The organism is Nocardia albiluteola (genome assembly GCF_018860155.1).
GTDB lineage: Bacteria > Actinomycetota > Actinomycetes > Mycobacteriales > Mycobacteriaceae > Nocardia > Nocardia albiluteola.
Genome location: NZ_JAHKNI010000005.1, coordinates 287,878 through 302,535, shown reverse-complemented (window position 1 = coordinate 302,535; position 14,658 = coordinate 287,878). Strand labels below are relative to the sequence as shown.

The 14,658-nt window shown below is 69.0% G+C and carries 11 protein-coding genes and 2 pseudogenes; 7 read left to right on the top strand and 6 right to left on the bottom strand.

The features are described 5' to 3' along the window. Positions 1-15 precede the first annotated feature (15 nt). A complete protein-coding gene (gene typA, locus KO481_RS17290) occupies positions 16-1,917 on the bottom strand; it encodes a translational GTPase TypA (RefSeq protein ID WP_215918183.1) in 1,902 nt (633 codons plus the stop codon). A 212-nt stretch (positions 1,918-2,129) separates the two neighbouring features. On the opposite strand from typA, the gene KO481_RS17285 reads away from it, so the two are divergent. Then, positions 2,130-2,417: a 4a-hydroxytetrahydrobiopterin dehydratase gene (locus tag KO481_RS17285; RefSeq protein WP_215918182.1), complete on the top strand. Its 288-nt coding sequence runs from the start codon at positions 2,130-2,132 to the stop codon at positions 2,415-2,417. On the opposite strand, the gene KO481_RS17280 is transcribed toward KO481_RS17285, so the two are convergent. Then, positions 2,365-3,699, bottom strand: coding sequence for a mannosyltransferase (locus KO481_RS17280; protein WP_215918181.1), 1,335 nt, complete (start codon positions 3,697-3,699; stop codon positions 2,365-2,367). The two genes, KO481_RS17285 and KO481_RS17280, sit on opposite strands and share 53 nt — an antisense overlap. Positions 3,700-4,006: 307 nt before the next feature. On the opposite strand from KO481_RS17280, the pseudogene KO481_RS17275 reads away from it, so the two are divergent. Together KO481_RS17275 and KO481_RS17270 are read left to right on the top strand one after the other, a co-directional pair. Beyond that, positions 4,007-4,783 (top strand): annotated as a pseudogene (locus KO481_RS17275) (Rv1157c family protein); the annotation flags it as partial. A 397-nt stretch (positions 4,784-5,180) separates the two neighbouring features. Next, a complete protein-coding gene (locus KO481_RS17270; RefSeq protein WP_215918429.1) occupies positions 5,181-5,495 on the top strand; it encodes a hypothetical protein in 315 nt (104 codons plus the stop codon). A gap of 4 nt (positions 5,496-5,499) precedes the next feature. Here the strand turns inward: KO481_RS17270 and KO481_RS17265 are convergent, their stop codons facing one another. Both KO481_RS17265 and KO481_RS17260 read right to left on the bottom strand, forming a co-directional pair. Continuing rightward, positions 5,500-6,216, bottom strand: a complete 717-nt coding sequence (locus KO481_RS17265) for a DUF1906 domain-containing protein (protein ID WP_215918180.1) — start codon at positions 6,214-6,216, stop codon at positions 5,500-5,502. A 266-nt stretch (positions 6,217-6,482) separates the two neighbouring features. Beyond that, positions 6,483-7,877 carry a hypothetical protein gene (locus KO481_RS17260; protein WP_215918179.1) on the bottom strand — a complete coding sequence of 465 codons (1,395 nt, stop codon included), beginning with the start codon at positions 7,875-7,877 and terminating at the stop codon, positions 6,483-6,485. Positions 7,878-8,619: 742 nt separating this feature from the next. Between KO481_RS17260 and KO481_RS17255 the strand changes: the two genes are divergently transcribed. The 4 genes and pseudogenes from KO481_RS17255 to KO481_RS17240 all read left to right on the top strand — a co-directional run bounded on the left by KO481_RS17255 (position 8,620) and on the right by KO481_RS17240 (position 12,647). Further along, the gene (locus tag KO481_RS17255) at positions 8,620-9,270 is read left to right on the top strand and encodes an ABC transporter permease (protein WP_215918428.1); all 651 of its coding nucleotides are present in this window, start codon (positions 8,620-8,622) and stop codon (positions 9,268-9,270) included. Continuing rightward, positions 9,263-10,492: pseudogene (locus tag KO481_RS17250) on the top strand (ABC transporter ATP-binding protein); the annotation flags it as partial. The gene KO481_RS17255 and the pseudogene KO481_RS17250, both read left to right, overlap by 8 nt. A gap of 338 nt (positions 10,493-10,830) precedes the next feature. Further along, complete coding sequence (locus KO481_RS17245) at positions 10,831-11,589, top strand: ABC transporter permease (protein WP_215918178.1); 759 nt, start codon at positions 10,831-10,833, stop codon at positions 11,587-11,589. Between the two features lie 23 nt (positions 11,590-11,612). Next, positions 11,613-12,647, top strand: a complete 1,035-nt coding sequence (locus KO481_RS17240) for a glycine betaine ABC transporter substrate-binding protein (RefSeq protein WP_215918177.1) — start codon at positions 11,613-11,615, stop codon at positions 12,645-12,647. Between the two features lie 12 nt (positions 12,648-12,659). Here the strand turns inward: KO481_RS17240 and KO481_RS17235 are convergent, their stop codons facing one another. Beyond that, positions 12,660-13,328 (bottom strand): GNAT family N-acetyltransferase, encoded by a 669-nt coding sequence (locus tag KO481_RS17235; protein WP_308166651.1) that lies wholly within the window; start codon positions 13,326-13,328, stop codon positions 12,660-12,662. A 343-nt stretch (positions 13,329-13,671) separates the two neighbouring features. Beyond that, on the bottom strand, positions 13,672-14,427 hold the full coding sequence (locus KO481_RS17230; RefSeq protein ID WP_215918176.1) for an alpha/beta hydrolase family protein: 756 nt from the start codon (positions 14,425-14,427) through the stop codon (positions 13,672-13,674). Positions 14,428-14,658 lie beyond the last annotated feature (231 nt).

Genomic DNA, 14,658 nt, shown 5'->3' with positions numbered 1-14,658 from the left:
CTCTACAGGTCGGAGCTACGCGTTCTGCGCGGCCCGGTCGCGGGCCTTGCGCCGCGAAGCCTCGCGCCCGCGCTCGGTGGCGCCGAGGATCACCTTGCGCACCCGGACGATCTGGGGAGTGACCTCCACGCACTCGTCGGCGGCGCAGAACTCCATCGCCCCTTCGAGATCCAGCTGCAGCGGCTTGGCCAGGGTCTCGAACACATCGGCGGTGGCCGAGCGCATATTGGTCAGCTTCTTCTCGCGGGTGACGTTGATGTCCAGATCCTCCGCGCGCGGGTTGATGCCCACGACGTGACCCTCGTAGGTGTCCGCGCCGGGCTCGACGAAGAACTGGCCGCGGTCGGCGAGCTGGATCATCGCGAACGGGGTCACCGAACCGGCGCGGTCGGACACCAGCGAGCCGGTGTGGCGGGCGCGGATCTCACCGGCCCACGGCGCGTAGCCGTCGAAGACGGCGTTGGCGATGCCGGTGCCGCGGGTCTCGGTGAGGAAGTCGGTGCGGAAGCCGATGAGGCCGCGCGAGGGGACGATGAACTCCATGCGCACCCACTCCGCGGAGTGGTTGTTCATCTGCACCATCTTGCCCTTGCGGGCGGCCAGCAGCTGGGTGACCGCACCCAGGTACTCCTGCGGGCAGTCGATGGTCAGCTCCTCGAAGGGCTCGTGCACCTTGCCGTCGACCTGCTTGGTGACCACCTGCGGCTTGCCGACGGTCAGCTCGAAGCCCTCGCGGCGCATCTGCTCGACCAGGATGGCCAGCGCCAGCTCGCCGCGGCCCTGCACCTCCCAGGCGTCGGGGCGCCCGATGTCCAGCACGCGCAGCGAGACGTTGCCGACCAGCTCGGTGTCCAGGCGCGCCTTGACCATGCGGGCGGTGAGCTTGTGGCCCTGCACCCGGCCGACCAGCGGCGAGGTGTTGGTGCCGATGGTCACCGAGATGGCGGGCTCGTCGACGGTGATGCGCGGCAGCGCCACCGGGTTCTCGACGTCGGCCAACGTGTCGCCGATCATGATGTCCGCGATGCCCGCGATAGCGACGATGTCGCCCGCGACGGCCTCCTCGGCGGGAGTGCGCTCGACACCGACGGTCTGCAGCAGCTCGGTGATCTTGACGGACTTGACGCCCTCGCCGTGCATCCAGGCCACGTTCTGGCCCTTGCGCAGGGTGCCGTTGTGGATGCGGACCAGGCCGATACGGCCGAGGAACGGGGAGGCGTCGAGGTTCGTGACGTGGGCCTGCAGCGGGGCGCTGGCATCGCCCTTGGGCGCGGGCACGTACTTCAGCAGGACGTCGAAGAGCTCGTCGAGGTTCTCCGCATCCGGCACGTTGCCGTTCTCCGGGCGAGTGGTGGATGCCACACCGGCGCGGCCCGACGCATAGAGCACCGGCAGGTCCAGGGCGAGCTCGGCGGCCTCGGAGGCCTCGTCGTCCAGGTCGGAGGCCAGGTCGAGCAGCAGGTCATGGCTCTCCTCGACAACCTCCTCGATGCGGGCGTCGGGGCGGTCGGTCTTGTTGACCACCAGGATCACCGGCAGCGACGCGGCCAGGGCCTTGCGCAGCACGAACCGGGTCTGGGGCAGCGGGCCCTCGGACGCGTCGACCAGCAGCACGACACCGTCGACCATGGACAGGCCGCGCTCGACCTCACCGCCGAAGTCGGCGTGGCCGGGGGTGTCGATCACGTTGATCACGGTCACGCTGCCGTCGGCGTGATGCCGGTGCACGGCGGTGTTCTTGGCGAGAATGGTGATGCCCTTCTCGCGCTCGAGATCGTTGGAGTCCATGACGCGGTCGACGTCCTCGCCGCGCTGGGCCAGGGCCCCGGACTGCTTGAGCATGGCGTCGACCAGCGTCGTCTTGCCGTGGTCAACGTGCGCAACGATTGCCACGTTCCGAAACTCGACCGACGACACGTTGAATCCTCCTGGCTGAAGTAATGGGGTGGCCGACCCTCGTCTGTGAAGGTTGCTAGCAGGACAGGTGCGGTCCGAAAAAGGAACCATCGACGACTCACCGGGCATGCGGCCAGCTACAGCGTACCGAAATGGGTACGAGGTTCCCGATTCAGCCGGGTTGGAACGATCGGAACCTGCCGGAACGGCGGCAACGAGAGTAGAACGAGGACATGAGTACACCCCTGCTCACCGACGACGAAATCACCTCGGCCCTAACGGGCCTGCCGGACTGGACGCGCGCCGGCGACTCCATCACCCGCACCGTCCAGGCCGCGACCTTCCCGGCCGGGATCGAGCTGGTGCGCCGCGTGGCCGACGCGGCCGAGGAGGCCGACCACCATCCCGATATCGACATTCGATGGCGCCGGGTCACCTTCACGCTGTCCACGCACTCCGCGGGCGGGCTCACCCGGCTGGATGTGGAGCTGGCAGGCCGGATCGATCAGCTGGCGCAGTAGAGCTGGACCGGTCCCCCGGGTCGGCCGCGCGCCGCCGCGCCCAGACCAGCCAGCCGAAGAACCCCAGCACCCCGATCGCGTCCACCGCGCCGAGCCAGGCCAGGTACCACGGTCGCGGGATCGTCCAGATCGTCGGCTGCGCGAACGAGAGCACCCAGGGCACCCCGATCAGCGCGTTCACCAGCCAGTACGCGGCGATCACCCGGGCGCCGGCGACCTCGCGCAGCGGCCCGTAGGTCAGCCAGAGCAGCAGCGGCAGCAGCCACACCCAGTGGTGCGACCAGGAGATCGGCGAGGCCATCAGCCCGAACAGCTGCACCACCAGCAGCGCCCCCAGCCGGTCGTCGGACCGCAGCGACCGCCAGGCCAGCAGCGCCAGCACCGCGACGACCGCCACCCACAGCATCCACCAGGGCCCGAACGGGATTCGATGCCCGGCCAGCTGCCACGGCGCGCCCGCGTCGTGACCCAGAATGCGGCTCAGCGCTCCGCGCAGCGACTGATTCCACACCGAGCCGACCGGGCCGATGCGATTGGCGTCGCCGATGAGCGGGCCGAAATAGGTGCGGGTCTCGCCCGGTGAGAGTGCGAAGCTCAGGCCGATCGTCGCGGCGAAACCCAGCGCGGTCGCGACGGCGGCGGCCCACCGTCGCTGCGCCAGGAAGTACAGCCCGGTGACCGCCGGGGTCAGCTTGATGCCCGCGGCGATCCCGACGAGCAGGCCGGACCACCACCAGCGCGACGAGCGCACCGCCACCATCACCAGCAGCACCAGGAACACGTTGACCTGGCCGTAGTCGATGGTGGTACGCACCGGCTCGAGCCACATGCCCAGAGCCGTCCAGCCCAGGGCCGCGGTGCGCCAGCGGCTCTCGCGCGCGGCGTCGCCGAGCAGGAGCTCGAGGCTGATCCGCACGACCGCGTACAGCGCGGCCGCGATCAGCAGCAACCACAGCACCGCGATGAGCCCGAACGGCAGGAAGTGCAACGGCCAGAACACCACCGCCGCGAAGGTCGGATAGGTGAACGGCAGCGGAAAGTCGGGCGTCTTGTCCGCGTAGGTGAAGTCGTAGAGATGGCCGGTACCCAGCGAGGCCGCGCCGTAGACGTAGACGTGCAGATCGACCAGGTTCAAACCATTGGGCGCCAGGAACATCCACAGCAGCCGGGCCAGTACCGACAGGCCCAGCGCCGAGGCGGCGATGCTGCGGCCGCGAGCGAAGGGGCCGAGGCGCGGCCGGTCGCTGCCGCCCCCAGCGGCCGATCGGAGCTCTCGGTTCACTGCTCGCAACTTTCGGGTCGGGTTGGCGGGCCGGGTCAAGATTAATCACACCGCCCACGCGCGACGCGCGGCCCCGAGGGCCCAGGACACAACTTGGACACGCCGAGCACCATTCACCTCACCAATCCCACCGACAACACTGGTCACGCGCTATGTTCCGTTGATGCATCACATACCGTTTTGTTAGATGCAGGCAAAATCACTGCTGCGCTGTACAACACGGCGCTCCACTCCTAGAGTGGCACGGCGTACGCGATGCGCCACGCATCGCACTTTGACGTACCCGAGGGTAAGGACGGCTACACCAGTGCTTCGCACCAGAGGAACGCGGTTCGCATTGTCGGTGTTGGCCATCGCGGCCGGCGCGACCGTTACCGCTTCGACGACGGCCGTCGCGGCCCCCGCACCGAAGCCGCAGAGCCCTGCGAGCACACCCCTGGTGCCCGAGGGCGTCCCGGTCGACGCGCTCGTCTCGCTGGCCCCGGCCATCATCGGCGCGGCGGCAGTGGGCGACATCTCCTCCCCCGCGCACCAGTCCCTGCTGGGCCAGGCACAGCAGGTGCTGAACTCGGCGGGGCTGCCGCCGCAGGTCAAGACGGCTCTCTCGGCCCTGATCGCCTTCCTGGACGGCAGCAATGGCGGCGGCCCGGACATCCCGAAGAACGGCCCGGTCATCGCGCAGTTCCTCTACCCGTCCATCGGCAAGGACTGCATCGGTCCGGGCTCGGATTCGGTCGGCACCGCGCTGGCCGTGCCCGGTCCCGCCGAGCTGCCGCCCCCGGGACCGCGCGCCGGGCAGGCGGGTTTCGTCTTCACCGCGCTGGGCACCAAGGGCCTGACGCCGCACCAGGCCACGCCGATGACGGTGCAGTGGCTCAACCTGGACACCCAGCGGGGCGGCACGCTGCCGCTGACCGACGCCGCGCACATCAACCCCGGCGGCCCGGCCACTCTGTCCGCGATCGCGAACACCGGATCGGGCCGCATCGTCGCGACCGTCTCGGGGTCGCTGACCACCAAGCCCGCCGCGGACAAGGCCCCGATCACCTGCTCGTTCCTGCCCACCCTCGGCTTCTTCGTGGTGCCCTCCACCACATCCGCACCCGCGGAGGCGCAGTCCGGCACGGCGAAGTCCTCGGATCAGGCCGCGGAGCCGCAGACCCCGGCCACGGTCGAGCCGAAGGCCAAGGCCCCGGCCCAGCCGCAGATCGCGCCCGAGAACCGCGCCAAGGCGCACGTCCCCGCCTAGTTCCGGCATCCGCCGCCGTCGTCCCCGCAGTCTTCGCCGGGACCACGGCGGCGGTTCCGTCTATGCGGGATGACACGTGGGCGCGCGTGTGATCAGGCGAAACGGCGCGGATTCGACGCAATACGACCGCTGTCTGTGGTAAACCGCTTACATGGCGACTGTCGATCAGCTCGTACGGTCCGCATCATCCGCCCCCGCCGATTCCGCCAGGGCTCGCTCCCGGCATTCGGTCATGTCCCGCAAGTCCTTCCGGTCGGTGCTGTCCACCCGGTCGCACCGGTCGATCCTGTCGTTCCGCTCCGAGGGCTCGATTCTGTCCATCGGCTCGGCCTATTCGGTGCTGTCCATCGGCAGCGTCGGATCGGTGCTGTCGATCGGATCGGTCGGGTCCTTCTTCAGCCTCGGCTCGGCGTTCTCCGGGTTGTCGCGCTTCTCGCTGCTGTGCTGGATGGGCGACCGCGAGGTGCCCGAGGCCCGGCCGATGCTGCGCGTGGTTCCCGACGAACCCGACCTGTGCCTGGACCCGACCTGCCACTGCCAGACCTAGTCGATCACCACTGGCCGTAGCGCGGGGTGAGGATCGCGTTCAGGTCCACACTGATGCCGTCGATCCTGGTCCTCTTGATCTCGAACTGGTGCAGGTTCGCGGCGGGGTGGACGAATCCGGCCGGCGTGCCCCAATTGTGCTGCCAGAAGTACGAACCCAGCCCGGCGGAGTGGGCGAGTTCGATGGTGGGCGCGTTGGCGTAGACGCCGACGCGCTGGTAACCGACCACCGACTGCCAACCCATCAAATAGGGGCCGATCATCTCGGCGAATTCGGCCGCGCTCGGCTTGTCGTCGATGGAGGCGTAGATCGGCGCGGCGTCCGGCCCGCCGGCGGCGCGATGGAGTTGCAGGCCGCGGTCGGCGCACCGCTTGCCGGCCTCGAGCCCGCCCCGCCAATCCGCGGTCGGCCCCTTGCCGAACTGGTAGTTGGACACGATCGTTAACCCGGCCGCGCGCAGCGCCTCGACCTCGCTCGCCCGCAGCGGCTTGCCGGTCATGAATTCCGCGCCGGGACGACGGTCCGAGACGTAGCGAATCGCACCCGCGTGCCCGGCGGCCCGGATCGACTCGGCCGCGGGTACGCCCACCGAATAGTCCACGAGCGTCCCCAGGCGGTCGGCGGAGGCGGTGGGCGCGAATGCGGCGCTGGCCGCGGCGGTCACCGCGGTGACCCCGGCATAGCCGAGGAGGGTGCGGCGGGAAATTGGAACGGCACGCATCGACGAAGCTCCTTCGGGTCATCGGCACGAACGGCCGGGCCGGCAGCGGAATACGCCCGCCTGAGGCCCCCGGCCACGCCAGCACGCCGGCGGAATTGCGGAACCGCCCGGCACGGCCGGTCGAACCGCCGGCGCACCCGGCGCACCTTCCCCTATCTCTGTGCGCCGGGCACCCCGAACGTGCACTAATTTCACCACACTCACATGAGAACCGCCATGCTCATTGGACACATCAACCACACGCGTCCCAGAACATGCCCGGCCGGTCAGGACATGGCCGCCGTGATCCGCTCGCCGACGTTGATGGTGCGGATCGACGGATCGGCCAGCTCCTTTCTGACGAACCGCGCGACCTGGGCGGCGATCTGGTGCTGGATGCCCCCCAGGCTGCCCAGGGCCTTCGCACGCCATCGGTCGGGTTGCAGGCGAACCACGACGTCGCGCGCATGGGGCGGGGCCACATCGATGACGATGAGCAGCGGATCCGCCGCGCGCGCCACGAGCACCAGGGGAACCTCCACGTCGGCTCGATAGTGATGCACCCCGAGTACGGCGACGGTGATATCGAGGGTCACCGGGACGACCAGATCGAACATCACCGGATCCGGAGCCGCCGGTTCCTGCGCACCACCCGCCCCGGGCGCCTCCGGCCGCGCGACGACCGGCCCGGCCACGGTCCCGGTGATCGACCCGACCTCGGTGATCGACATCGCCTCGGACGCGGCCATGACCTCGGCGGCTCGACCGGCGGCCTCCGCGGGGTCAACGGCACGACTCGTATCGGCACTCGGTTCCGGCTCGCCCGGCGCGGGACGTTCGGCCAGGATCGGCGTGCCGACCACGCCGCGGACATCGACGCTGGCCATCCGGCGCGGTCCGGTCCGGATCGGCCCGACCGCGATGTCCCGCCCGGCCAATGTCTCGGCCACCTCGCGCACGCGGTCGACGGTGACGATGCGCGGAAAGAAGCGGTGCCCGAACTCGTCGTAGCCGATCCATTCGAATCGATCCCGCGAACGATGCGGCGATCGTTCGCGGTTCAGGATCGCCTCGACGTCGAAGACTCTCGCGCGCACCGCGGCCCGATCGGCCAGCATGGCGTTGACCCGGTTCGCCACCTCCCGCTGCACCAGCGTCGCGATCGGGTCCAGCAGCAGTTCGATGGCGCTGCCGATGGCCTGGGCGCGCAGCACGAAGCTGACGTCACGGGTCCGCAGGGGCGGGATGTCGATGACGATGAGCAGCGGATCGGCCGTGCGAGCGTGCAGCGTCAGGTCGATCTCGACCACGGCCTCGAGCCGCAGCCGCTGCCCGCCCAGTGTGACGGTGAGATGCAGCGTGACCGGCAGGCTGACCTCGAAGGTGACATGTGGGCCGCTGCGCACGATGTGCGGCTTGCCCACGCTGCCCTCGGCGACGAATCCGGCCAGGCCGGCGGGGCCGATCGAGAACGGGCCCAGGGCTATCCCCTGTCCGGCCATCCCGGAGACCGCGGCCTCTATCCGCGCCGGGGTGACCGCCTGCGCGACGAAGCGCTCGCCGAATTCGGCGTAGTCGATCCAGTGCGGCAGGTCCGAAGCAGGCTGCCGGCGTAACCGCGCTGGGCCCCCGGAAGCTCGCTCACTCACCGCGGGATGGCCGTGCTCGCTGGACTGTCGCATGTATTACCGAAACCTCGCTGTGCCGGATGGTGCGCCTGCCGTTCGCAATCCCACGCCTGAGCGTACCTACCGTCCAGTTGTCCATCCGAATACAACGGGTCGACGGAGACGGCTGGGGCTCGATCTCACGGCGAGCGACGGAGAGTGACGCACCTCGCAAAGTACGGGAGGGAGCGGCCGGCCCACGATGGCATTCAGTACCGCCCCGAGTTGCAGGTCCCCGTCCTGCCGATGAGGGGGCAGCAGGACAGGGACCGCGACGACGGCGCTGCCGGGCACCGCCGGGTCCATAGTAGGGCCAGGCACACGCGGATACCTCCCCCGAGTGGTCAGAATTCACCTTTTAAGAGCATATTCACAGCTGACCGAAGAAGACATTACCCGGCCGGTGGGCCCGCGCGGAACGGTGAATTCTCACTGTGGGCGAGTCGATGCCATGCGGGCGGTCGCCGTCGAGACGTCCGCGCGGGCACCTGATGCCGTCGCCGAACGGGTAGCGCGGCAGATTCCCGTGGCAGGCCCTGCCCGGACCGGCACTGCCTTACCCAGTGGGCGACCGTCCCACACGCGAGGAACGAATGTGGCTCAGTTACGCCATGTTTCGCTATGAAGCCGCGGAATCCCCGGTAGCACCGGCCAATTGGCGCCCTGCCCCGTGAAAGACCACCGAAATCCCGCTTATCCGGCAAACCGGTGGATACACTCTCACCGCGGACACCCGGCCATCGGAAGGGGTGACATCCTGCACGCGCTGTGGACTTACGTCGTCGATCATCACACCCAGTTGCTGACCGATTCCTATCTGCACGTCTCCGCCGTCGTGCAGTCGGTGCTCATCGCCACCGTGGTCGCGGTGCTGATCGGCATCGCCGTGCACCGCAGCCCGTGGGGCTCGGCGCTGGCCACCGCGGCGGCCAGCATCATCCTCACGGTGCCGTCGTTCGCGCTGCTGGGCCTGCTCATTCCGGTGCTGGGCCTGGGCGTGCGCCCCACGGTGACCGCGCTGGTGCTGTACGCGCTGCTGCCGATTCTGCGCAATACGATCGTGGGGCTGGCCGAGGTCGACCCGGCGGTCTCCGATGCGGCGCGCGGGGTCGGCATGGACCGGCTGCGCGTGCTGACCGGCATCGAACTGCCCCTGGCCTGGCCCGCGATCCTGGCGGGCATGCGAGTCAGCACGATGATGTCGATGGGCATCCTGGCCATGGCCGCCTACGCCAAGGGCCCGGGCCTGGGCAACATCATCTTCTCGGGCCTGGCCCGCCTCGGCAGCCCGACCGCGGTACCGATGGCCCTGACCGGCACGGTGTCCATCATCGTGCTGGCGCTGCTGCTGGATGCGCTGCTCGCCCTCATCGGCCGCCTCACCACACCGAGGGGAATCCGTGACTGAATCCGCCACCGGCACAGCCGAATCCGGCACCCGCACGCACGGCGCCGAGATCATCCTCGATGCGGTGACCAAACACTATCCGGGACAACGGGATCCGGCCGTCGAGGAGTTCTCGATCACGATCCCCGCGGGCGAGGTCGTGGTCTTCGTCGGCCCCTCGGGCTGCGGGAAGACCACCACCATGCGGATGATCAACCGGCTCATCGAACCGAGTTCGGGGACCATCACCATCGACGGCCGCGATGTCGCCGGGATCGACGCGGATCGCCTGCGCCGCGGCATCGGTTACTCGATCCAGCAGGCCGGGCTGTTCCCGCATCTGACCGTCGCGCGCAATATCGCCACCGTGCCCGGGCTACTCGGCTGGAACCGCAAGCGGATCAACGCCCGCGTCGACGAGATGCTGGAGCTGGTCGGCCTGGATCCCGGCACCTTCCGCCGCCGGTATCCCCGTCAGCTCTCGGGCGGCCAGCAGCAGCGCGTGGGCGTCGCGCGGGCACTGGCCGCCGATCCGCCCGTGCTGTTGATGGACGAGCCCTTCGGGGCGGTCGATCCGATCACCCGCGGACTGCTGCAGGACGAATTGATCCGGCTGCAGGCCGAATTGCACAAGACCATCGTCTTCGTGACGCACGACTTCAACGAGGCGGTCAAGCTGGGCGATCGAATCGCGGTGCTGGGCAACAGATCCAGCATTCTGCAGTACGACACCCCGGCCGCGATACTGGCCGAACCCGCCGACGAGACCGTCGCCGGATTCGTCGGCGCGGACGCACCGCTCAAGCAGCTCACCCTCACCCGGGTCTCCGACGTCGAGCTCGGGCAGTGCCCGACGGCCCTGGAATCCGATGAGCCACAGGCGATCCGGGCCGCGCTGGCCGAGCGGGAATGGAAGTGGGGACTGATCCTCGATGCCCAGCGCCGCCCGCAGCGGTGGGTCTCGGCCGGTCAGCTCGCACACGCGTCCTCGCTGCGGGAGGCCGGGCAGCCGATCACCGACACGGTGTCGCTGCGATCCACCCTGCAGGAGGCCCTGGGCACGCTGCTGGCCGACAGCACCGCCAACGCGGTCGTCACCGGGCGACGTGGCGAGTACGCGGGGCTGATCACCATCGATACCCTTGTCGCCCATCTGTCGGCAATGCGTTCGGAACATGGTGGTGCCGCGCCGGATTCGGTCGGCGCCGACACTGCAGGCGCAAGCGCCGCCGGGGCCGCGCCGCACGCGGACATCCCCGATTCGGCCGATGCGGGTGCAGCAGATACAGCTGCGGCGGAAGCGGATTCGGCGGGCACAGGGTCAGTCGGCACGCGACCGGCCGGCGTCGACTCGACTGACCAGGGGTCCGCCAGCGCGGGATCAGCTGGCATCGTATCGAATGCAGGCGAGGCCGATGTGGGTGCAGCAGATACGACCGCGGCGCAAGTAGATTCGGCCAGCCCAGAGTCGTCCGGCACCCGACCGGCCGGCGTCGACGCGGCTGACACAGGGGCCTCCGGCACGGGATCAGCTGGCATCGAATCGGATTCAGGCGGGACCGATGCGGGTGGGGCGCAGTCGTGAGCCCGGTCGATCGACGCCCCGAGCGGCGGGCGGAGCTCATCCGACTGGCGGCGCAACCGATCCTGGCGCTCGCGCTGGCCGTCGGCGTGCTGCTGTGGGCGTTCGACCGGAAGCTCACGGTGACGCAGCAGGCGAGCATCACCGGCGCCAACATCCTGACCGTCGTCCGCCAGCACGTCCTGATCACGCTCACGGTCGTGGTGATCGTTGTCGTCATCGCGGTGCCGCTCGGCACGCTGCTCACCCGGCCCGGATATCGCAGGCTCGCACCGGTTTTCGTCGGCATCGCCAATGTCGGGGCCGCGGCGCCCGCGATCGGGCTGATCGTGCTGTACTACCTGCTCACCGAGCAGACCGGATTCTGGGTCGGGGTCGCGCCGATCGCGTTCTATGCGCTGCTCCCTGTGCTGCGCAATACGATCCTGGGCTACGACCAGGTCGATCCGGCACTGGTCGACGCGGGTCGCGGGCAGGGAATGTCGGCGGCAGCGGTGTTGCGGCGCATCGAATTTCCGCTCGCAGTGCCGTACATCCTGGCCGGGCTGCGCACCTCGCTGGTGCTGGCGGTGGGCACGGCCACGCTGTCGTTCCTGGTCAGCGCGGGCGGGCTCGGTATCCTGATCGACACCGGATACAAGCTGCGCGACAACGTGACCCTGTGGGTCGGCGCGCTGCTCGCGGTCGCGCTGGCGCTGCTGGTCGACTGGCTCGGCGCGCTCGCCGAGCAGTTCCTCGGACCCCGGGGGCTGCGGTGAGCGCGCGGGCGGCGAGGGCCGAAATGTCACTCACCACAACCGTCCACACTCCGTGCCGGTCGGGACGCACTGCGCGATCCGCCGCACTGCGGGCATTGCTGAGCGTCGCCGCAACGGCGCTATGCCTGGTGCTGGTCAGCGCGTGTGGACTGGAGGCCGGTGGCGCCGTCCCGTTGCAGGTCGGGCCGGGCTCCATCGAGCCGGTGCCGGAGCTGAAGGGCGTCCAGATCATCGTGGGGTCCAAGGACTTCACCGAACAACTGATCCTCGGCTACATCATCGAATTCGCCCTGACCGCGGCCGGGGCGCAGGTGCGCGACCTGACCGACATCACCGGGTCCAACAGCCTGCGCGATGCCCAGCTGCACGGACAGGTCGACATCGCCTACGACTACACCGGCACCGGCTGGATCAACTATCTCGGCAACGAGCAGCCGATCCCCGACTCGCAGCAGCAGTTCGAGGCGGTGCGCGCCCAGGATCTGGCGAAGAACGGGATGGTGTGGACCGACCTGGCGCCGATGAACAACACCTACGCCATGGTGAGCAATTCCGCGGCCGCGCAGAAGTCCGGCGCCACCACACTGTCGGATTACGCGCGGCTGGTGAACACCGACCCGAGCGTCGGCGCGACCTGCCTGGGCACGGAATTCAGTGTGCGCCAGGACGGATTCCCCGGCATGGCGCACAAGTACGGCATGGATCTCGGCAAGGTGAACAAGAAGATCATGCAGGACGCACTGGTGTATCCGGCGACGGCGAACAACACCTGCGAGTTCGGTTCGGTGGACACCACCGACGGCCGCATCAAGGCGCTGCACCTGAAGCTCCTCGACGACGATCTCGGCTTCTTCCCGAAATACAATGCGGCACTGGTGATGCGCAAGTCGTTCGCCGACGCGCATCCCCAGATCGCCCAGGTGCTGGCACCGATATCGAAGGTGCTGACCAACGATACGATCACCGGGCTCAACGGCCTGGTCGACCTCCAGGGCCGTGAGCCCGCCACCGTCGCGCGCGACTGGATGGTCTCACAGGGATTCGTCACGGCGAAATGACGAGAGCGCAGCTTACGCGTTGAGCAACGGCTCGCTCCCGGCGCCGAGTTCGCGCGTGATGGTGTTGCGCACCGCCGGCCACTCGTCGTGCAGGATCGAATAGAACGCGGTGCTGCGAACCTCGCCGTCCATGCCGCGCGAGTGCGCCCGCCGCACACCATCGCTGGTGGCGCCCATGCGCTCGATCGCGGTGCGGGAGCGGGTATTCCGCACATCCGCCCGCAGCGCGATGCGGCGCACCCCCCACACCTCGAAGGCATGGGAAAGCAGCAGCAGCTTGGATTCCAGGTTGATCCCGGTACCGCGCGCCCGCGCCGAGAGCCAGGTGTTGCCGATCTCCGCGGCGTCCGGAATGGCCAGCAGCGGATCCCCGGTCGGCCGCCCGTGCACGATCGGCCACACCATGGGCCCCTGCCAGTAGTCGAAGCGGGTGAATCTGGTCGAGCCCAGCACGCCGCCGTCGGCGGTGGCGACGACCGCGAACGCCAGCCCGGTGCCCGCGACGTGCGCGGCCACGGCCTGGGCGACGTAGTCGGCGGCCTCCTCCAGCCCGTGCGGCACGGGTGTGTAGGCGAATGCCTCGCGATTCTCGGCGCCCGCGGCGGCCAAACCCGCAACATGGTGCGGCGCAAGGGGTTCCAGTCGCACCAGGCGACCGGTGAGAGCAACGAGTGCAGGCACGTTTCCCTCATTCTTTCGGACGGTCTCCGGCCCGCATCGGACAGGTAACGCCGCACCGGACCGTGCCCGGGTCGACGAACCAGCCCTGGCACGCCAGCAGCAGCATTGAATAGTGAAGTGAACGATAACGGAACACCGGCCGACCGCGCCGCAGGTGGCATGTAAATTCACGGCCTCGATTTGCGTGTCGCCCGGCGGGTCGCAAACCCGCTGTGTGCGGGCGGTTTCCGAGCACTCCACCGCACCGAAACCGACTGTCCGTTAATTCCGATTTCAGGCCGCCCGGGCACGTCGCCCCCCGAGGGGCGCCGGCGTGCCCGGGCGGCCGCCGGCACCGGTCGCGTCAGGCCGGAACCACGCCCCGGCCCAAATGCCGGGCGAACAGCCGACCCGAGTTGTCACCCATGTACTCGGGCACCTCGTGATGCCCGCCGGGGAACGCGTGCAACACCTTCTCCGTGGAGGCGAAGGCGTCGAACAGATCGAGCCCGTGCTGCCGGGGGATCTCCGCATCGTCCCACGGGAGCAGGAATTCGATCGGAATGGTCACCTGTTTCGCCGCCTCGATCAGGGCGGGATACGTGAAGACCCCGCCGAAGATCGCCGCGGTGATGCGCGGTTCGACCGCCACCAGCGGCAGCCCGATCGCGCTGGCGAGCGTCATGCCGGTGTAGCCGATCGGCGCGTCGGCCCCGATCTCCGGCAGTGCCTGCAGCTCGTCGATGACCGCACGCCATTCCGGCACCGCGCGCTCGGCCAGGGAGCCGTTGTACTCGGCGAGGATCGGGCCGAGCGGCCGGCCCGCCGCCCGTGCCTCCAGCATGTCGGCAACCCAGTGCTGGTCCTGCGCGTTACGGGGCCGATCGCCGTGTCCGGGCGCGTCGATGGAGGCGACGGTGTAGCCGTCGACGGTCACCGCGCGATGGGCACGAGCCACCAGTCCCCGCGCCTTCTTGTGCAGGCCGCCGGGGTGGCCCATCAGGACCAGGGGCGCGCCGTGCGGCCCGGATTCCGGCGACCAGAGCACACCGGTCACGTCGTCGATGGCGAAGGTACGTTCGATGACACCGTCGGACGATGTCTCAGAAATAAGATGCATGATGATGCCTTTCGGATTGCCTTGCTACTCAGGCACTCCCGGCGACATCTATATCAACCGACAACCGCGAACACGTCACGGAGCACCCACGGGGTTACAGCGTTCATGGGTCTCACCTCCTACTGTGATTTCACGGCGCGAAGGAATCTAGCAGCTCGCACGTACGCCTGTCCACACCCACTTTCGGCGCAGACCACGCGGTGCGAGGATGTGGATCTCGGTGTGCGCCAG